The 16,126-nt window shown below is 73.0% G+C and carries 17 protein-coding genes; 10 read left to right on the plus strand and 7 right to left on the minus strand.

The features are described 5' to 3' along the window. Window positions 1-64 precede the first annotated feature (64 nt). The gene (locus tag ACFZB3_RS33820; protein WP_391382245.1) at window positions 65-595 is read left to right on the plus strand and encodes a hypothetical protein; all 531 of its coding nucleotides are present in this window, start codon (window positions 65-67) and stop codon (window positions 593-595) included. A 123-nt stretch (window positions 596-718) separates the two neighbouring features. Here the strand turns inward: ACFZB3_RS33820 and hemC are convergent, their stop codons facing one another. After that, window positions 719-1,654: a hydroxymethylbilane synthase gene (gene hemC, locus ACFZB3_RS33825; protein ID WP_391382247.1), complete on the minus strand. Its 936-nt coding sequence runs from the start codon at window positions 1,652-1,654 to the stop codon at window positions 719-721. A gap of 225 nt (window positions 1,655-1,879) precedes the next feature. Between hemC and ACFZB3_RS33830 the strand changes: the two genes are divergently transcribed. Further along, entirely contained in the window at window positions 1,880-2,551 is a 672-nt protein-coding gene (locus tag ACFZB3_RS33830) for a Type 1 glutamine amidotransferase-like domain-containing protein (RefSeq protein ID WP_391382872.1), read from the plus strand. Window positions 2,552-2,621: 70 nt separating this feature from the next. Next, window positions 2,622-3,074, plus strand: a complete 453-nt coding sequence (locus ACFZB3_RS33835; protein WP_391382249.1) for a hypothetical protein — start codon at window positions 2,622-2,624, stop codon at window positions 3,072-3,074. A gap of 67 nt (window positions 3,075-3,141) precedes the next feature. Here the strand turns inward: ACFZB3_RS33835 and ACFZB3_RS33840 are convergent, their stop codons facing one another. The 4 genes from ACFZB3_RS33840 to ACFZB3_RS33855 form a co-directional block, all read right to left on the minus strand. Then, entirely contained in the window at window positions 3,142-4,098 is a 957-nt protein-coding gene (locus tag ACFZB3_RS33840; protein ID WP_391382875.1) for an ATP-dependent DNA ligase, read from the minus strand. A gap of 93 nt (window positions 4,099-4,191) precedes the next feature. Beyond that, window positions 4,192-4,878, minus strand: a complete 687-nt coding sequence (locus tag ACFZB3_RS33845; protein ID WP_391382251.1) for a response regulator — start codon at window positions 4,876-4,878, stop codon at window positions 4,192-4,194. Continuing rightward, window positions 4,875-6,092: a histidine kinase gene (locus tag ACFZB3_RS33850; protein WP_391382253.1), complete on the minus strand. Its 1,218-nt coding sequence runs from the start codon at window positions 6,090-6,092 to the stop codon at window positions 4,875-4,877. The genes ACFZB3_RS33845 and ACFZB3_RS33850 overlap by 4 nt, the downstream gene beginning before the upstream one ends. Before the next feature lie 106 nt (window positions 6,093-6,198). Beyond that, complete coding sequence (locus tag ACFZB3_RS33855; RefSeq protein ID WP_391382255.1) at window positions 6,199-7,671, minus strand: MFS transporter; 1,473 nt, start codon at window positions 7,669-7,671, stop codon at window positions 6,199-6,201. Window positions 7,672-7,879: 208 nt separating this feature from the next. On the opposite strand from ACFZB3_RS33855, the gene ACFZB3_RS33860 reads away from it, so the two are divergent. After that, a complete protein-coding gene (locus ACFZB3_RS33860; RefSeq protein ID WP_391382257.1) occupies window positions 7,880-8,536 on the plus strand; it encodes a TetR family transcriptional regulator in 657 nt (218 codons plus the stop codon). Here ACFZB3_RS33860 and ACFZB3_RS33865 read toward each other — a convergent pair. Continuing rightward, the gene (locus ACFZB3_RS33865) at window positions 8,520-9,560 is read right to left on the minus strand and encodes a zinc-binding dehydrogenase (RefSeq protein WP_391382259.1); all 1,041 of its coding nucleotides are present in this window, start codon (window positions 9,558-9,560) and stop codon (window positions 8,520-8,522) included. The two genes, ACFZB3_RS33860 and ACFZB3_RS33865, sit on opposite strands and share 17 nt — an antisense overlap. 274 nt (window positions 9,561-9,834) lie before the next feature. Between ACFZB3_RS33865 and ACFZB3_RS33870 the strand changes: the two genes are divergently transcribed. From ACFZB3_RS33870 to ACFZB3_RS33885, 4 genes are all read left to right on the plus strand, one after another. Continuing rightward, entirely contained in the window at window positions 9,835-10,560 is a 726-nt protein-coding gene (locus ACFZB3_RS33870; RefSeq protein WP_391382261.1) for a winged helix-turn-helix domain-containing protein, read from the plus strand. Between the two features lie 288 nt (window positions 10,561-10,848). Continuing rightward, a complete protein-coding gene (locus ACFZB3_RS33875; protein WP_391382264.1) occupies window positions 10,849-12,078 on the plus strand; it encodes a cytochrome P450 in 1,230 nt (409 codons plus the stop codon). 47 nt (window positions 12,079-12,125) lie between these two features. Then, window positions 12,126-12,323, plus strand: a complete 198-nt coding sequence (locus ACFZB3_RS33880) for a 4Fe-4S domain-containing protein (RefSeq protein ID WP_391382266.1) — start codon at window positions 12,126-12,128, stop codon at window positions 12,321-12,323. Further along, window positions 12,320-13,480, plus strand: coding sequence for an FAD-dependent oxidoreductase (locus ACFZB3_RS33885; protein ID WP_391382268.1), 1,161 nt, complete (start codon window positions 12,320-12,322; stop codon window positions 13,478-13,480). The genes ACFZB3_RS33880 and ACFZB3_RS33885 overlap by 4 nt, the downstream gene beginning before the upstream one ends. A 65-nt stretch (window positions 13,481-13,545) precedes the next feature. On the opposite strand, the gene ACFZB3_RS33890 is transcribed toward ACFZB3_RS33885, so the two are convergent. Further along, entirely contained in the window at window positions 13,546-14,370 is an 825-nt protein-coding gene (locus tag ACFZB3_RS33890; RefSeq protein WP_391382877.1) for an EamA family transporter, read from the minus strand. A 140-nt stretch (window positions 14,371-14,510) separates the two neighbouring features. Here ACFZB3_RS33890 and ACFZB3_RS33895 point away from each other — a divergent pair, with 140 nt between their 5' ends. Next, complete coding sequence (locus tag ACFZB3_RS33895) at window positions 14,511-15,368, plus strand: LysR family transcriptional regulator (protein ID WP_391382270.1); 858 nt, start codon at window positions 14,511-14,513, stop codon at window positions 15,366-15,368. Window positions 15,369-15,472: 104 nt separating this feature from the next. Next, a complete protein-coding gene (locus tag ACFZB3_RS33900; RefSeq protein ID WP_391382272.1) occupies window positions 15,473-16,123 on the plus strand; it encodes an FCD domain-containing protein in 651 nt (216 codons plus the stop codon). Window positions 16,124-16,126: the final 3 nt, after the last annotated feature.

Raw genomic sequence — 16,126 nt, forward strand, 5'->3', positions numbered from 1 at the left:
GCATTCCACTCATTTGACAGTGCGCTGAGCACACAGATAAACAGCGGGGGTCGAGAGGGGCATTGTGTACGAGCCGAACGTGGTCGGGGACTGGCACGAGTACGACGAGCATGCCGGTCTGCGGGTCCGCGTCCACCGCCTGGAGAAGTCCGAGCCGCCGCGCGGCCGGGACGACGCCGCGGCCGGGCTGACGTACTTCAGTGCCCGGGTGACCATCGAGAACCGCGGCTCCGCCCACTTCAGCGTGCAGCTGGAGGACGGCCAGATCGACGTCCGGGTCGGCCCCGACGGCGAGGGCGCGTTCATCGACTGGCGCAACTCCCAGTTCATCGAGGGCTTCGACGTCTACCCGCTGCGCCGCGCCACCGCCGTCCTCTACGCCGCGGGCCCGGAGGCCGCCCTCACCCAGGTCGACATCCAGGTCCACCTGCGCGTCGACGAGGAGTGGACCGAGCGCCGGCTGTGGGCGGGCGGCATCGGCGTACTGGAATCGTCCACCGCGGCGCCCTGCCAGGCCGCCGGCCCGGGCAGCCTGTCCCACCAGGTCACGGCCTTCCTCAAGGACCAGACGGAGCCGGGCCCCACCACTCCCTGAGCCGAGGCGCCCCTTCAGGGGCGCGGGGAACTGCGCGAGCAACCCCGACGCTGCCCGCAGCCGCAGCCGCAGCCGCAGCCGCAGCCGAACGACGACACCACCCGGCCCCACCCGGCGGAGCGCCTAGTGCGGGATGCCGTCGATGATCTCCCGGGCCCCCTGCCTCAGCAGCGCCACCGCGACCGACGTGCCGAGCGTCGCCGGGTCGAGGCGGCCCGCCCACTCGTGGGCGTTCAGCCGGGTCTTGCCGTCCGGGGTGAACACGCAGGCCCGCAGCGACAGCTCACCGCCGCCGTCGACCCGGGCGTAGCCGGCGATCGGGCTGTTGCAGTGGCCCTGCAGCACGTGCAGGAACATCCGCTCGGCGGTGGCCTCCCGGTAGGTGTCCGGGTCACCCAGCTCGCTCACCACGTCGATCAGCTCGGAGTCGCCCTCCCGGCACTGCAGGGCGAGGATGCCCGCGCCGATGGGCGGCATCATCGTCTCCGGGTCCAGCACCTCGGTGATCACGTCCGTGCGGTCGATCCGCACCAGCCCCGACATCGCCACCAGCAGCGCGTCGGCCTCGCCGGCGGCCAGCTTCTCCAGCCGCCGATTGACGTTGCCGCGGAAGGGCACGGACTCCAGATGCGGGTGGGTCGCCGACAGCTGGGCCACCCGGCGGACCGCGGAGGTGCCGATCCGGGTGCCCGGCGGCAGCTCGTCCAGGGTCAGCCCGCCCGGGTGGACGAGGGCGTCCCGGATGTCGTCCCGCTTCAGGAACGCCGCGAACACCGTCCCGGCGGGCAGCGGCCGGTCCGCCGGCACGTCCTTCACACAGTGCACCGCGAGATCCGCCTCGCCGGCGAGCAGCGCGGCGTCCACCTCCTTGGTGAACGCCCCCTTGCCCTCCACCAGGGACAGGTCGCCCAGCCACTTGTCACCGGTCGTTTTCACCGGCACGACCTCGGTGCGCACCTGCGGGTACCGGGCGGCCAACTCGGCCCGGACCCGGGCCACCTGAGCGAGCGCCATCGGCGAGTCACGGGAGACGATACGGATCAACTCGGGGACCGACATGGGGACACGATAGACCTTCCCGCCGCTCACCGATTCCGACATCCTGTCGGCCGCCGCCCGGTCCGGCCCCGGGCCTGCGCAGGTGTGATTTCCGATTGCGGAGGCGGCCGACAGCCCGGCATGGTTCGGGGCATCGTCCGCTCCGGTGAGCCCGTGTACCGAGGAGGCACTGCCGTGACCGTCGGTCCAGAGCGTCGTCTGGCTCTTCTCGGGGGCGGGTTCTCCATGGAGGACGACGGCCTGCTGGACGACTGGGTGCTCGGTCACGCACGTGCTCCCCGGCCCAAGGTCTGCTTCGTACCCACGGCCAGCGGTGACGCCCCCGCCTACGTGGACCGGTTTCTTTCGTCGTTCCGGTCACGCGCCTGCGTGCCCAGCGTCCTGCCGCTGTTCCGGAGGGAACTCGACGATGCCGCGTTGCGCACGTTCCTGCTCTCTCAGGACATCGTGTACGCAGGGGGCGGCAACACCGCGAACCTGCTGGCCGTCTGGCGCGTGCACGGTGTGGACCGGCTGATGTCCGAGGCCTACGACCGCGGCACGCTGCTGTGCGGTGTCAGCGCCGGCGCCAACTGCTGGGCCGAAGGCTCCCACACCGACTCCTTCGGACCGCTGACGTTCCTGCCGGACGGGCTGGGCCTGCTCTCCGGCTCGGTCTGCCCGCACTACGACAGCGAACCGGGCCGCCGCTCCTCCTACCGGGCGGCCGTGGCCACCGGCGCGCTCCCCGCCGGGTGGGCGCTGGAGGACGGCGTCGGCGCCCTCTTCACGGACGGCCTCCTGACGGAAACGGTGACCCGCACACCGCGGGCCCACCTCTACCGGGTCGAGCCGGACGGGGAGAAGGGCGCCACGGAGCGAACGCTGCCCTGTCTCCTGCTGCCTGCAGCACGATGACTGCGAACTGTCCCGATCCCGACCGCAGGTGCTGGCATGATGTCGCTCATGTCCACGTACCGAAAGGCCGATGCCGCGTAAGCGGCCCGGCGCGTTGCGCGCCGAACAGTCTCTCCGCGCCGTGCGGGGCCTGCCTCCGGAGCGGATCCACGGGCTCTCCGCCCGCACCAGCGTCGTCATAGACCGAGTGGAGACGTTCTCGGGCGACTACTACGTCCATCCCGGTGCCACCGACCGTGCGCTGCGCCGGTACCGCGCGTTTCTGCGGCCTCCCGGGCGACGCCCCCTGTATCCGCAGGACGCGGAGTGTTCGTGCCGCGGCTGCTCCTTCGACGACGTGCGGCACGCTCGGGACGTCCTCGAGAAGGTCCTGCGGCAGTTGCCTCCCCGGCCCCGCGCCCAACTGGGACGCCATGTGCGCGCCCTGGACGCCGGATACGTCGGACGGACGCTGCCCGATCCGTTCGCCGCTGACCGGCAGTGGCGTCCTGACCTCTGGTGGCGGCGCCGTCTGGCCGGCTGACGAGAAGCCGGACGAGGAGCACCCGTCCCTGGAGGACCGCGTCCGGCAAGCCTGGGGCGTCCGGCCGTCAGTCGCTGTCCTCCGGCAGGATCGCCGCCGACTCCTCCGGTGCGAGGTCCGGGCGGAGCCGCAGCCAGGACGGCTGGCGGAGCAGCCCGGCCCGGGTCCGGGTGCTGTAACCGACCTCGCCCACCAGCCGGGGCAGAACCCAGTGGGCGCCCGGGACCGGCGGGACCGGGTCGAAGGGGCACGCGTCGGTCGCGGCGGCCCGCAGCAGCGCGGCCAGTTCGATCCGCTCAGCCGCGCTCCAGCCGGTGCCCACCCCGCCGACGTACCGCAGCCGCCCGTCGGCGGACCGCTGGCCGACCAGCACCGCGCCCGGCAGCCCGGTCAGCCGCCCCTTGCCCGGCAGCCAGCCGCCGACGATCACGTCCTCGGCGCGCAGGTTCCGGATCTTGAGCCAGGCGCGGGACCGCACCCCCGGCTCGTACACCGAGTCGAGCCGCTTGCAGACCAGGCCCTCAAGGCCGTGCTCCCGGGTCGCCCGCAGGGCCTCGGGGCCGTGTCCGACGACGGCCGCCGGCGTCGACCAGTACGGCCCGTCGAGGGAGAGCGACTCCAGGCGTGCCCGGCGGTCCGCGTACGCCAGGGTGAGCAGCGGGTCCGACAGCAGCAGCACGTCGAACAGCACCAGGTGGACCGGGGTCCGGGCCGCCATCCGTGCCGCCCGGGCCGGGGCGTGGGCCAGACCCATCCGGCCCTGCAGCAACTGGAAGTCGGCCCGCCCCTGTTCGTCGACGGCCAGCACCTCGCCGTCCAGGATCGCCGGGGTCCGGCCCAGAGCCTCCGCCAGCGGGCGCAGCTCGGGATAGGCGGCGGTGATCTCCTCGCCGGAGCGGGCGCGCAGCAGCACGGTGCCGTCGCCGGGCAGGTAGACGACCACCCGCTGGCCGTCCTGCTTGGTCTCGTAGGCCCACCGGGCGTCCTGCGCCGCGGGCGGCAGCCGGCCGGCAGTGGCGAGCATGGGCGGGATCACGGGGAGGACGGTCACGCAGGAGATGTGAACCGGGCACGGCCGCCGCACGCGCCTGCCGGGGCCGGTTCCCCCGAACAGGCCTCAGTGCTCCGGCTCCGGCGGCGGGGGCTGCACCAGTCCCGACTGATAGGCCATCACCACCAGTTGGGCCCGGTCCCGGGCGTCCAGCTTGGTCATCGCCCGGTGCACGTGGGTGCGCACGGTCAGCGGGGAGACGAACAGCTTCCCGGCGATCTCCTCGTTGGAGCGGCCCTCCGCCGCCAGCGCCATGACCTCCCGCTCGCGTGCGGTGAGCACGCGCAGCTGTTCGGGGGCGGCGAGCCGGGCGCCGGGCGCGGGCGTGGCCAGGAACCGGGTGATGAGGGTGCGGGTCGCGGCGGGGGAGAGCAGCGACTCGCCGGCCGCCACCGTACGGATCCCCGCCAGCAGCGCCTCGGCGGTCACGTCCTTGCCGAGGAAACCGCTGGCCCCGGATCGCAGCGCCCGCGCCACGTACTCGTCGACCTCGAACGTGGTGAGGATCAGCACCCGCACGCCGGCCAGGTCCGGGTCCGCGCAGACGGCGGCCGTGGCGGCGAGCCCGTCGGTGCCGGGCATCCGGATGTCCATCAGGACGAGGTCGGGCCGGTGCTCGCGGGTGAGCGCGACCGCTTCGGCGCCGTCGGTGGCCTCCGCCACCACCTCCATGTCGGCGCAGGAGTCGATCAGAATCCGGAAGGTGGCCCGCAGCAGGGCCTGGTCGTCGGCGAGGAGCACGCGGATGGTCATGGCGTCCCTTGTTCGTCCGGTTCCGTGGTGTGGGGGTACAGCGGGAGCCGGGTGGTGACCTCGTAGCCGCCGCCGTCCCGGTGTCCGGCGGCGAAGGCGCCGCCGACCGACCGGGCCCGCTCGCGCATCCCGATCAGCCCGAACCCGCCTCCGCGCGCGGTCGCGGGAGCGGGCGGGGCGGTGCCGGTCCCGTCGTCGGAGACGGTGAGGGTCAGCCGGTCCTCGGACCAGCCGATCCGGACGTGCGCGGCCTCGGCGCCGGCGTGTTTGGTGACGTTGGTCAGCGCCTCCTGCACGATCCGGTACGCCGTCAGGTCCACGCCCGCCGTCAGCTGCCGCGGGGTGCCCTCGACGCTGACGTGCACGGTGAGCCCGGCGGACTCGCAGGCCTCGGTCAGCTCCGGCAGCCGGGCGAGGCCGGGGCTCGGCGCGAGCGGCAGGTCCGGGTCGCCGGTCTGCCGGAGCAGGCCGACGGTGGCCTTCAGCTCGCGCAGCGCGGAGGCGGTCGTACCGGCGAGATCCCGGAGGATCCGGTGCACCTGGTCCGGATGGGTGCGCGAGAGGTGGGCCGCCGTGCCGGCCTGGGCGTTGGCCAGGGCCAGATGGTGGGCGACCACGTCGTGCAGCTCCCGTGCGATCCGCATCCGCTCCTCCGCGACCCGGTGCCGGGCCTCCTCCTCCCGGCCGCGCTCCGCGTACTCGGCCCGCGCGTGCACTGCCTCCAGGTACGCGCCCTGCAGCCGTACGGCGTTGCCGGCGACGACCGGCAGCAGCAGCCAGGCGGCCGGACTGATCGTCTCCAGCGGCCAGGGGACGCCCGCCGGGGCGAGGACCAGGGCGGCGGTCACCACGAGGGCGAGGCTCGCGAGGTAGTAGCGGCGGGCGGTGGGGCGGTCGGTGTCGACCGCCAGCCGGTACAGCGCCAGCATCAGGCCGCCCAGCAGCAGCGGGGTCGGCAGCTGCCCGAGCCCGGCGGCGGCCGCGGTGGCCGCCGCGGAGACGGCGACGACCGTGCGCGGCCGGGTGCGCTGCCAGAGCAGGGCACCGCAGCCGGCGACGGCGAGGGCGATGGTCGGCCCGACCGTGTTCGGCCGGGGCTCGGCCGTCATGGTGATCTCGCTGCCGAGCAGGAACGAGGCGAACAGCAGCACCGCCGCCATGGTGTCGACGGTACGGGCGTGCTCTTCGGCGTAGCGCTGCCAGGGGGTGCTCATCGGTCGCTCCGGTCGGTCTCCTGTGACCACGGTCCGTGACACGGCGGGCGGGGCGGGCCGCCCGCCGGGGGTACGGCCCGCCCCGCCGTGGATCACCTTCCGCGGCTCAGTGCACGGACTCGGCCGCGGGCGCCGCCGGGACCGGGGCGGGCTCCGCGTCCGCCGGGCGCCGGCCGGGCAGGAAGGAGGCGAGGACGAAGGCGAGGACGGCCGCGCCCGCGCCGATCGCCATGACCACCTTGAAGCCGTTCTCGGACGGCAGGGTGGTGCCGCCGAGGCTGATGGTCATCTGGGCCAGGATCACGCCGGCGACGGCGCTCGCCACCGACGTGCCGATGGACCGCATCAGCGTGTTGAGGCTGTTCGCCGCCGCCGTCTCCGACGCCGGGACCGCGCCCATGATCAGCGCGGGCATCGCGCCGTACGCGAAGCCGACGCCGGCGCCGATGATGCAGGAGACCAGGATCAGGTGCCAGACCTCGGACATCAGGACGATGTTCAGGCCGTAGCCCACGGCGACGATCACCGCACCGATCATGAGCGTGACCTTCGGGCCCCTGGCCTTGGTGATGGCGGCCGAGAGCGGGGCGAAGCCCATCATGACCAGACCCTGCGGGGCCATCACCAGGCCGACCGTCAGCATCGACCTGCCGAGGCCGTACCCCGTCTGGGTGGGCAGCTGGAGCAGCTGGGGGAGCACCAGGGACATCGCGAACATCGAGAAGCCGAAGGCGATCGAGGCGAGGTTGGTGAACAGCACCTGGCGGCGGACGGTGGTGCGCAGGTCGACCAGCGGCCGGGCGGTGCGCAGTTCGAAGACGCCCCAGGCGAGCAGCACGACGACCGCGAGCGCGAACAGGCCGAGCGTGGTGCCGCTCGCCCAGCCCCAGTCGGCGCCCTTGGAGACGGCGAGCAGCAGCGAGACCAGACCGACCGCGAGGCCCACCGCGCCGATCGCGTCGAAACGGCCGCCCGAGCGCACCTTGGACTCCGGCACCAGCAGCATGACCAGTACGAACGCGACGACACCGATGGCGCCGGAGGTCCAGAACAGCACATGCCAGTCGTAGTGGTCCGCGATGAACGCCGCGGCCGGCAGGCCGAGTGCGCCGCCGACGCCCAGCGAGGCGCTCATCAGCGCCGTCGAGCCCGCGAGGCGCTCCGGCGGCAGCTCGTCGCGCATGATGCTGATGCCGAGCGGGACCACGGCGGCCGCGAGGCCCTGAAGGCTCCGGCCGATGATCATCGGGACCAGGGAGTCGCTCAGCGCGGCCACCACCGAGCCGGAGACCAGCAGCACCAGGCTGACCAGCAGCATCAGCCGCTTGCCGAACATGTCGCCGAGGCGGCCGGCCACCGGGGTGGCCACGGCGGCGGCGAGCAGGGTCGCCGTCACCGCCCAGGCCGCGTTGGACGCCGAGGCGTTCAGGTACTTCGGCAGCTCCGGGACGATCGGGATCACCAGGGTCTGCATCAGCGAGACGGTGATACCGGACAGGGCCAGCACCGCCACCACCGCGTTCGGCCTCGGTTGTGCCGGTCTCGTGGACCCGGCGGGCTGGACAGGGGTTTCGGACATGGAACAGGGCCTCCGTAGGCGGGACATGGCGTGACTGACAATTTTTAAGTCAGTTGCTTGACTTACTGTACGGGCAGAGTATTTCCGCACTCGGCGGCCCTGCCGCGTAGGCTTCTTCGGCTGGACCCCGCCGCTTCGGGCGGGGCCCCGGTACGGCTCGCGGGACCGGCCGCACCGGGTGGTGGGCGGTCCCGGAGCGGTGGTGGGCATGGCGGGCAGGACGGCGCGGGCGGACCAGGTCAGCGCGACGCGGGAGGCCATCCTGGAGGCGGCGGAGCGGCTCTTCGCCGAGCAGGGCGTCTACGCCGTCTCCAACCGCCAGGTCAGCGAGGCCGCCGGCCAGGGCAACAACGCGGCCGTCGGCTACCACTTCGGCACCAAGGCCGACCTGGTCCGGGCCGTCGCCGCCCGGCACTTCGGCCGGATCGAGGAGATCCGGGTCCGCCTGCTGGCCGAGGTCGGCGACTCCGGCGACGTGCGTGACTGGGTGGACTGCCTGGTCCGCCCGATCACCGAACACCTCGCGGGACTGGGCAGCCCGACCTGGTACGCCCGCTTCTGCGCACAGGTCATGACCGACCCCGCCCTCTACGACATCATGGTCGAGGAGTCCCTGACCTCGCCGTCGCTGCGCCGGGCCGTCGACGCGCTGAACCGGCTGCTGCCCGAACTGCCCGCCGAGGTCCGTACCGAACGCGGCCTGATGGCAAGGACGTTGATCCTGCACACCTGTGCCGAGCGGGAGCGCGCCCTCGCCGAGGGCACCGCCACTCCGCGCGCCACCTGGGGCGACGCGGCCACCGGACTCACCGACGCGCTTCTCGGGCTGTGGCTCGCGCCCGTCTCCGCTACGCGTCGAAGGTGACGACGACCTTCTCCGCGGCCCCCGGGGTGAGCGCCAGCCGGAAGGCCCGGTCCACTTCGGTGAACGGGACGCGGTGGCTGATCAGCTTCGCGAACCGTTCATGGTGCTCGACCAGTTCGGGGGTGACCTCGAAGATCTCCGTCGGGTAGCCCTGCGAGGCGACGAGGGTCAGCTCGCTGCGCAGCATCCCGCCGAGGTCGATCTCGCCCTTCTTCTGCACGGCGACCATGACCAGCCTGGCGTGCCACCGCGCGTTGGCCACCACGGTGTTGAAGACCGCCGGGGCGCCGGCCGCGTCGATGAAGACGTCGGTGCCGGGGCGGGGCTGGCCCAGCGCGTTGGTGCTCTGCCCGTGCAGTTCGGTCAGCCGCGCGGTGACGTCCTCCTCCGCGGAGTTGATCACGGCGTCCGCGCCCACGGCCAGCGCCTTCTCCAGCCGGGCCGGGATGACGTCGGCGACGACCACGTGCCGCACGCCCCGCAGCTTCAGCCAGATCGCCGCGCCCAGCCCGATCGGTCCGGCGCCGAAGACGACCACCTTGTCGTCCGGTGCGGCCTGCGAGCGGTTGACGGCGTGCCGGGACACGGCCATCGGCTCGTTGAGGGAGGCGACCTCGAACGGCACGGTGTCCGGGAACACCGCGACACTCCGTCCCACCTCGGCGTTCTCGATCAGCAGGTACTCGCTGAGGGCGCCGTACCGGCCGCCGCAGCCGATGATCCCGGTGGGCGCGTCCTGCGGGTTCACCACCACCCGGTCGCCCACCTTCAGCCCCGTGACCTCGGCGCCGGCCTCGACGACCTCGCCGGCCGGCTCGTGGCCGAGGGCGATCGGGACCAGGTCGCCGCCCAGGTGGGCGCGGGCGGGCATGCCGCCCATGTGCAGGAAGGTGACGTCGGTGCCGCAGATGCCGCCCGCGCGGATCTTCAGCAGCACGTCCTTCGGACCGGGCACGGGACGCTCGACGTCCACGACCTCGATCCTGCCGACGCCACCGGTCTGTACGGACTTCATCGTGGTCATGCGGTGACTCTCGCTCTCTGGTGGTGCGGTGGAGGCTCGTCGGGCCGAGTGGATACCCCGGACCGGCCGCCGGGCCGGGGGGAGTGAGCCGGCTGCCGGCCCGGGGGCCGCACCGGTTCCCGTCCCCACGGGCCCGGCGCGCAGGCCCGCCGCGGGCGGGCCCTCGGGGCGGCCTCCGCTCAGGACGACCCCGATTACTTGAGTTAGGCAAGCATATGTGGCTTACTTGAGTCAAGCAAGCTAATTGCCCGCGCTTCGAACGGACGGGTCACCCATGTACGGCAGCTCCCCTGTGCCCCAAGCGCTCGCCCGTGGCGGCGGAGAGCGGCTCCTGGTCGCCGCCTCCGCCCCCGACACCACCGAACTCCTCACCTCAACCCTGGAGTTGGCCGGCTACCGGACCGGTGCGGCAGGCAGCGGCGCCGAGGTGGCACGGCGGCTCGCGGAGCACCGCTTCGCACTGGCCGTCGTCGATGCCGAACTGCCCGGCCTCGAAGACCTCGCCCGGGGCGGCCGCTGCAGACCGGCCTACCGGCCGCCGGTCCTCCTGCTGGTCGCCTGCGAATCCCTGGCCCGCCTGGTGCCCGAACTCGCCGCCGACGAGCGGGACTACGTCACCAAGCCCGTGCGGATCGCCGAGGTCCTCGCCCGGGTCAGGGTCCTGCTCCGGGACGTGGGCGGCGGTGGCCGGCCGGGCGGCACGCTGGACCATGCCGACCTCGTCCTGGACGACGGCACCTGCCGGGCCCGCCGGGGCGCCCGCACCCTCGACCTCACCCCCGCCGAGTACCGGCTGCTGCGCCACCTGCTGGCCAACGCCCGGAAGGTGCTGTCCAAGGAGCAGATCAGCCGGTCCGTCTGGGGCGAGTTCCGGGGCGACAACGCCATCGAGCAACTGGTCTCCCGGCTCAGACGCAAGGTGGACCGGGGCGGCCCCGCGCTGATCCACACCAGGAGGGGCTTCGGTTACTGGCTGGGGGAGCCGTCGGAGCCCGGGTGAGCGATTCGCGATGGAATCCGTGAGCAAATGCCCGGGTGTCCGTGTCGCCCGTCAGGCGCGGCCGCCGGGGCGGGGGAGTGGTCGACCGGCCGGACGGGAGGACGGAATCTCCCGTGACGTCAAGTTCCGTTGTCTGTAGCGGAGTTCACGACGTCCATCCGATGCGCTGGTTTTGTCGACCGCGTCGTGGTGTGACCTGGGCCACGTCAGCTTGCTGTCAGGGAACTGACCGGAAGCGGTCAGCCCACCCTGTTTGCATGTGCTCACCCCCCACCCGAGGAGACAGAGATGGCCGACCCCCTCACCGGCACCGGACCCGGCCCGTCCGCACCGGTCCCCGAGTTCCCGATGCCCCGGGCCACGGGCTGCCCCTTCGACCCGCCCCCGGCCCTGAGCGCCGCCCAGGAGGAGGGGCCGCTCGCCAGGGTCCGGCTCTGGGACGGCAGGGACTACTGGCTGCTCACCCGGTACGCCGACCAGCGGGCCGTGCTGCTCGACCCCCGGGTCAGCGCCGACCTCACCAGCCCCGGCTATCCGCTCCAGGCCCCGGGCAACGGCAAGAACAACATCAGCTTCATCCTGATGGACGACCCCGAGCACGCCCGGCTGCGCCGGATGGTCACCGCACCCTTCGCGATCAGGCGCGTCGAGGCGCTGCGCCCGGCCGTGCAGAAGATCGTCGACGACCTGATCGACGAGATGCTGGCCGGCCCGCAACCCGTCGACCTCGTCGAGGTGTTCGCGCTCCCGGTGCCCTCGCTCGTCATCTGCGCGCTGCTCGGAGTGCCCTACGACGACCACGACTTCTTCCAGGAGAACAGCAAGGTCCTCATCAAGCGGGACGCGGCCATGGCAGACCGGACGGCCGCCCACGGGAAGCTGATCGGCTATCTCGACGAGCTGATGGGCGAGAAGACGGCGCACCCCGGCGACGACCTGCTCTCCGGCCTTGTGGCCCGGGTGGAGTCGGGGGAGCTGACCCGCACCGACGCCGCGCAGATGGGCGTCCTGCTGCTGCTCGCCGGGCACGAGACCACCGCCAACATGATCGCCCTCGGCACCCTCGCCCTCCTCGAACAGCCGGAACAGCTGGCCCTGTTGCGCGACACCGACGACCCGAAGCTGATCGCGTCCGCCGTGGAGGAACTGCTCCGCTACCTGAGCATCGTGCACGGCGGCCGGCGCCGGGCGGTCCTCGCGGACATCGAGGTGGCCGGTCAGGTGATCCGGGCCGGGGAAGGCGTGATCATGCCGAACGACATCGCCAACCGTGACCCCGACGCCTTCCCCGACCCCGACCGCCTCGACCTCACCCGGGACGCCCGCCGCCATGTCGCCTTCGGCTTCGGCGTCCACCAGTGCCTGGGCCAGCCGCTGGCCCGGATGGAGCTCCAGGTCGTCTACGGCACCCTCTACCGCCGCGTCCCCGGACTCAGACTCGCCGCCGGCATCGGCGAACTGCCCTTCAAGCACGACGGATCCGTCTACGGCGTCTACGCACTCCCGGTCACCTGGTGACCCGGCACCCCCCACGCGCAGCCCCCACACCCAGCAAGGAGAACGCCATGCATGTCGAACTGGACGAACCGAAGTGCGTCGCATCCGGACAGTGCGTGCTCGCCGCCCCCGAGGTGTTCGACCAGCGGGACGAGGACGGCATCGCCTTCGTCGTGGCCCCGGAACCCGTCGGGGACACCCTCGACGCCGTGCGTGAGGCCGTGGCGATCTGCCCGGCGGCCGCGATCCGACTGGTGGCCCAGTGAACCGGATCGTCATCGTCGGCGCCTCCGCGGCCGGACTCGCGGCCGCCGAGACGCTCCGCCGCGAGGGCTACGACGGCACGCTCATCCTCGTCGGCGACGAGCCCCGCGTCCCGTACGACCGGCCCCCGCTGTCCAAGCAGGTGCTGTCGGCCGAGTGGGAACCGGACCGGGCGACCCTGCGGGCGCCGGCCGAACTCGACGCCCTGGAACTTGAGTTGCGGCTCGGGGTCGCGGCGGTCGGGCTGGACGCGGTGGACCGCACGGTGCGGCTGGCCGACGGCTCGGCGCTGTCCTACGACGGGCTGATCGTGGCCACGGGGGTACGGCCGCGCCGGCTGCCCGGGGAGGGTGCGCATGTGCTGCGCACCCTCGGCGACGCGCTCACCCTGCGGGAGCGGCTGGCTCCTGGGCGGCGGCTGGTGGTGGTCGGCGCCGGGTTCCTCGGCGCCGAGGCCGCCTCGGTCGCCCGGCGGCTGGGTGCGCGGGTGACCCTCCTGGAACCGGCGCCGGTGCCGCTCGCGCACGCGGTGGGCGAGGAGGTGGGCCGGGTGCTGTCCCGGGCCCACCTGGAGCGGGGCGTGGACCTGCGGACCGGGGTCACGGTGACCGAGGTGACCGAGGACGGGGTGCGGCTCGCCGACGGGGAAGAGATCGAGGCCGACGAGGTGCTGGTGGCGATCGGCTCGCTGCCCAACGTCGAGTGGCTGGCCGGCAGCGGGCTGACCGTGGGCGACGGGGTCGTCTGCGACGAGTACTGCGAGGCCGCGCGCGGGGTGTACGCGGCGGGTGACTTCGCCCGTTGGTACAACCCGCTGTTCGGCGTGTCGATGCGGATCGAGCACCGGACCAACGCGGCGGAACAAGGGATGGCCGCGGCGCGGAACCTCCTCAATCCCGGCGCGCGCAAGGCGTTCGCGCCGGTGCCGTACTTCTGGTCCGACCAGTACGGGATGAAGATCCAGGCGTACGGGTATCTGCGGGGGCACGAGGAAGTGCGGTTCGTGGAGGGCGAGTCGGCGGAGGGGCGGTTCGTCGCCGCGTACCGCAGGGGGGAGCGGTTGAGCGGGGTGCTCGGGGTGGGGGTGGGGCCGAAGGTGATGCGGGGGTGGCGGCAGGCTGTTGCGGCGGGAGCGACTTGGGGAGAGGCCGTGGGGTGAGGGGGGCGGCAGTGGGCGGGCTGCGGGGGGTGGTCTGTGGCTGGTCGCGCAGTTCCCCGCGCCCCTCAGGGGGTGCTATGGCTGGGCCGCGTGGAAATGCTGACCGCGTTCGCAGCGACCACCGCTCCTGTCCCCGCCCACTCCGGCACGCCCAGCCCCTGCCCCAGCACCACCCACCCCACCACCGCCGCCAGGACCGGATTGACGCTCATGAACAGGGCGAAGGTCTGGGCCGGGATCTTCCGGAGGGTCAGGAGGTCGGCCAGGTACGGGACCGCCGAGGACAGGACGCCCGCCGCCACCGCGCACAGGAGGGCGGTGGCCGTCGGCGGGTGCCGTACCGCCACCACGATGCCCACCGGCAGGAACGTCAGTGCCGACACGCTCGCGGCCGCCGCCGGGCCCTGCGCCCCCGGTATCCGCCGGCCGACCACGCGGTTGAGCAGGATGTACGACGCCCAGCAGGCGGCGGCCACCAGGCCCAGGGCCATACCCGCGTAGTCGGCCGACGGCTGCGGGCGCATCAGCACCACCACCCCTGAAGCGGCCAGCACCGCACAGCCCGCGTCCAGCCGGCGGCGGGACGCGGTCAGCGCGATGGTGAGCGGGCCCAGGAACTCCAGGGTGACCGCCAGGCCCAGGCCGACCCGGTCGATCGCGGTGTAGAGGGTCAGGTTCATCGTGCCGAAGACCAGCGCGAGCAGCAGCACCGGCCACCACTGCCGCCAGGTGAAGGCGCGCAGGCGCGGCCGGCCGACGGCCACCAGGACGAGTGCGGCGACGTACTGCCGTACCGCCACCACGCCGAGCGGGCCGAGGACCGGGAAGGCGAGGGAGCCGATGGCCGCGCCGGTCTGGTTGGACAGACCGCTGCCGAACATGGTGGCCACGCCGGAGAGCCGGGTCGGCGCGGACGGCGTGACCGTGGGGGAGGAGACGGGGCGTTCGAGGGCGCGTCGCATGGGAGGAGGGTGCGCCCGGTCCGCGCTTGCGCAAAATGCATGCGCCCCGGGATCTATACGCTGTCCGTATGGATGAGGTCGAGCTGCGGCAGCTGCGCTGTCTCGTCGCCATCGTCGACGAGGGCAGCTTCACCGACGCGGCGATCGCCCTGGGGGTGTCCCAGGCGGCCGTCTCCCGCACCCTGGCGTCCCTCGAACGCGCCTTGGGCGTACGGCTGTTGCGGCGCACCTCGCGCGCGGTGACCCCGACGGCCACCGGACTGCGGGTGGTGGCGCGCGCCCGGCGGGTGCTGGCGGACGTCGCCGGTCTGGTCCAGGAGGCCGGCTCGGGACACACCCTGCTGCGGATCGGGTACGCCTGGTCGGCCGTGGGCCGGCACACCGTCGCCTTCCAGCGGGGCTGGGCCGCCGCGCGTCCGGGGACCGATCTGCAGCTCGTCCGGGTCAACACGGCCTCCGCCGGTCTCGCCGAAGGCGTCTGCGACCTCGCGGTGGTGCGCCGCCCGCTGGAGGACCCCCGGTTCGACGCGGCCGTCGTGGGGCTGGAGCGGCGGCTCGCCGCGCTGGCCGCCGACGATCCGCTGGCCCGCCGCCGGACCGTACGCCTGGCCGACCTCACCGGCAGGATCCTCCTGGTCGACCGGCGCACCGGCACCACCACCCCGGAGCTGTGGCCGCCGGATTCGCGGCCGGCCGTCGAGGAGACGCACGACGTCGACGACTGGCTCACCGCCATCGGCGCGGGGCGTGCGGTCGGGGTGACCGCCGAGTCGACCGCCAACCAGTACCCGCGGCCCGGCATCGTCTACCGGCCGGTCCGGGACGCGCAGCCGGTCGTCGTCCGGCTGGCCTGGTGGCGGGACGATCCGCACCCCGCCCACCAGGCCGTTCTCGAACTGCTCAGCGAGCTGTACCGCACCGGCTGAGCGCGCGGGGCGCCGGATTGCCCCGGCAATACGGCAGACAAAATTGTTGACAATCTTGTTTGGCTAGATTTACGTTCGACAGGCACTCACTCAGGGAGGGCGCAATGCCGAAGGAAGCCCGTCCGAGCACCGGAGAGCAGGCCAAGCAGCATGCGTTCACGCTGCTGCGGCAGGCGATCCTGCACGGCGAGATGGCCCCGGCCCAGCGGCTGGTGGAGAACGAGCTCGCCGAGGAGTTCGGTGTGACGCGGGCCAGTATCCGTGCGGCGCTGATCGATCTGGAGGCGCAGGGACTGGTCGAGCGGATCCGCAACCGCGGCTCGCGGGTGCGGGTGGTGACCGTGGAGGAAGCGGTCGCGATCACCGAGTGCCGCATGGTCCTGGAGGGACTGTGCGCCGCGAAGGCGGCCGTCGCGGCCAGCGACGAGCAGCTCACGGAGCTCACGGATCTCGGGGTGGCCATGAAGAAGGCCGTCGCCGACGGCGAGCCGGTCACCTACTCCGAGCTCAACCAGGAACTGCACGCCAGGATCCGGGTCATCTCCGGCCAGCAGACCGCAGTGGAACTGCTGGAGCGGCTCAACGCCCAACTGGTGCGGCACCGCTTCCAGCTGGCGCTGCGTCCGGGGCGTCCGCAGCACTCCCTGAGCGAGCACCTGGCGATGATCGAGGCGATCAGGGCCAGGGACCCGCAGGCGGCCGAGGCGGCCGTCCGCGCCCACCTCACGAGCGTGATCGAAGCACTGCGCGACTGAGCA

Source organism: Streptomyces sp. NPDC008092 (assembly GCF_042957285.1).
Lineage (GTDB): Bacteria > Actinomycetota > Actinomycetes > Streptomycetales > Streptomycetaceae > Streptomyces.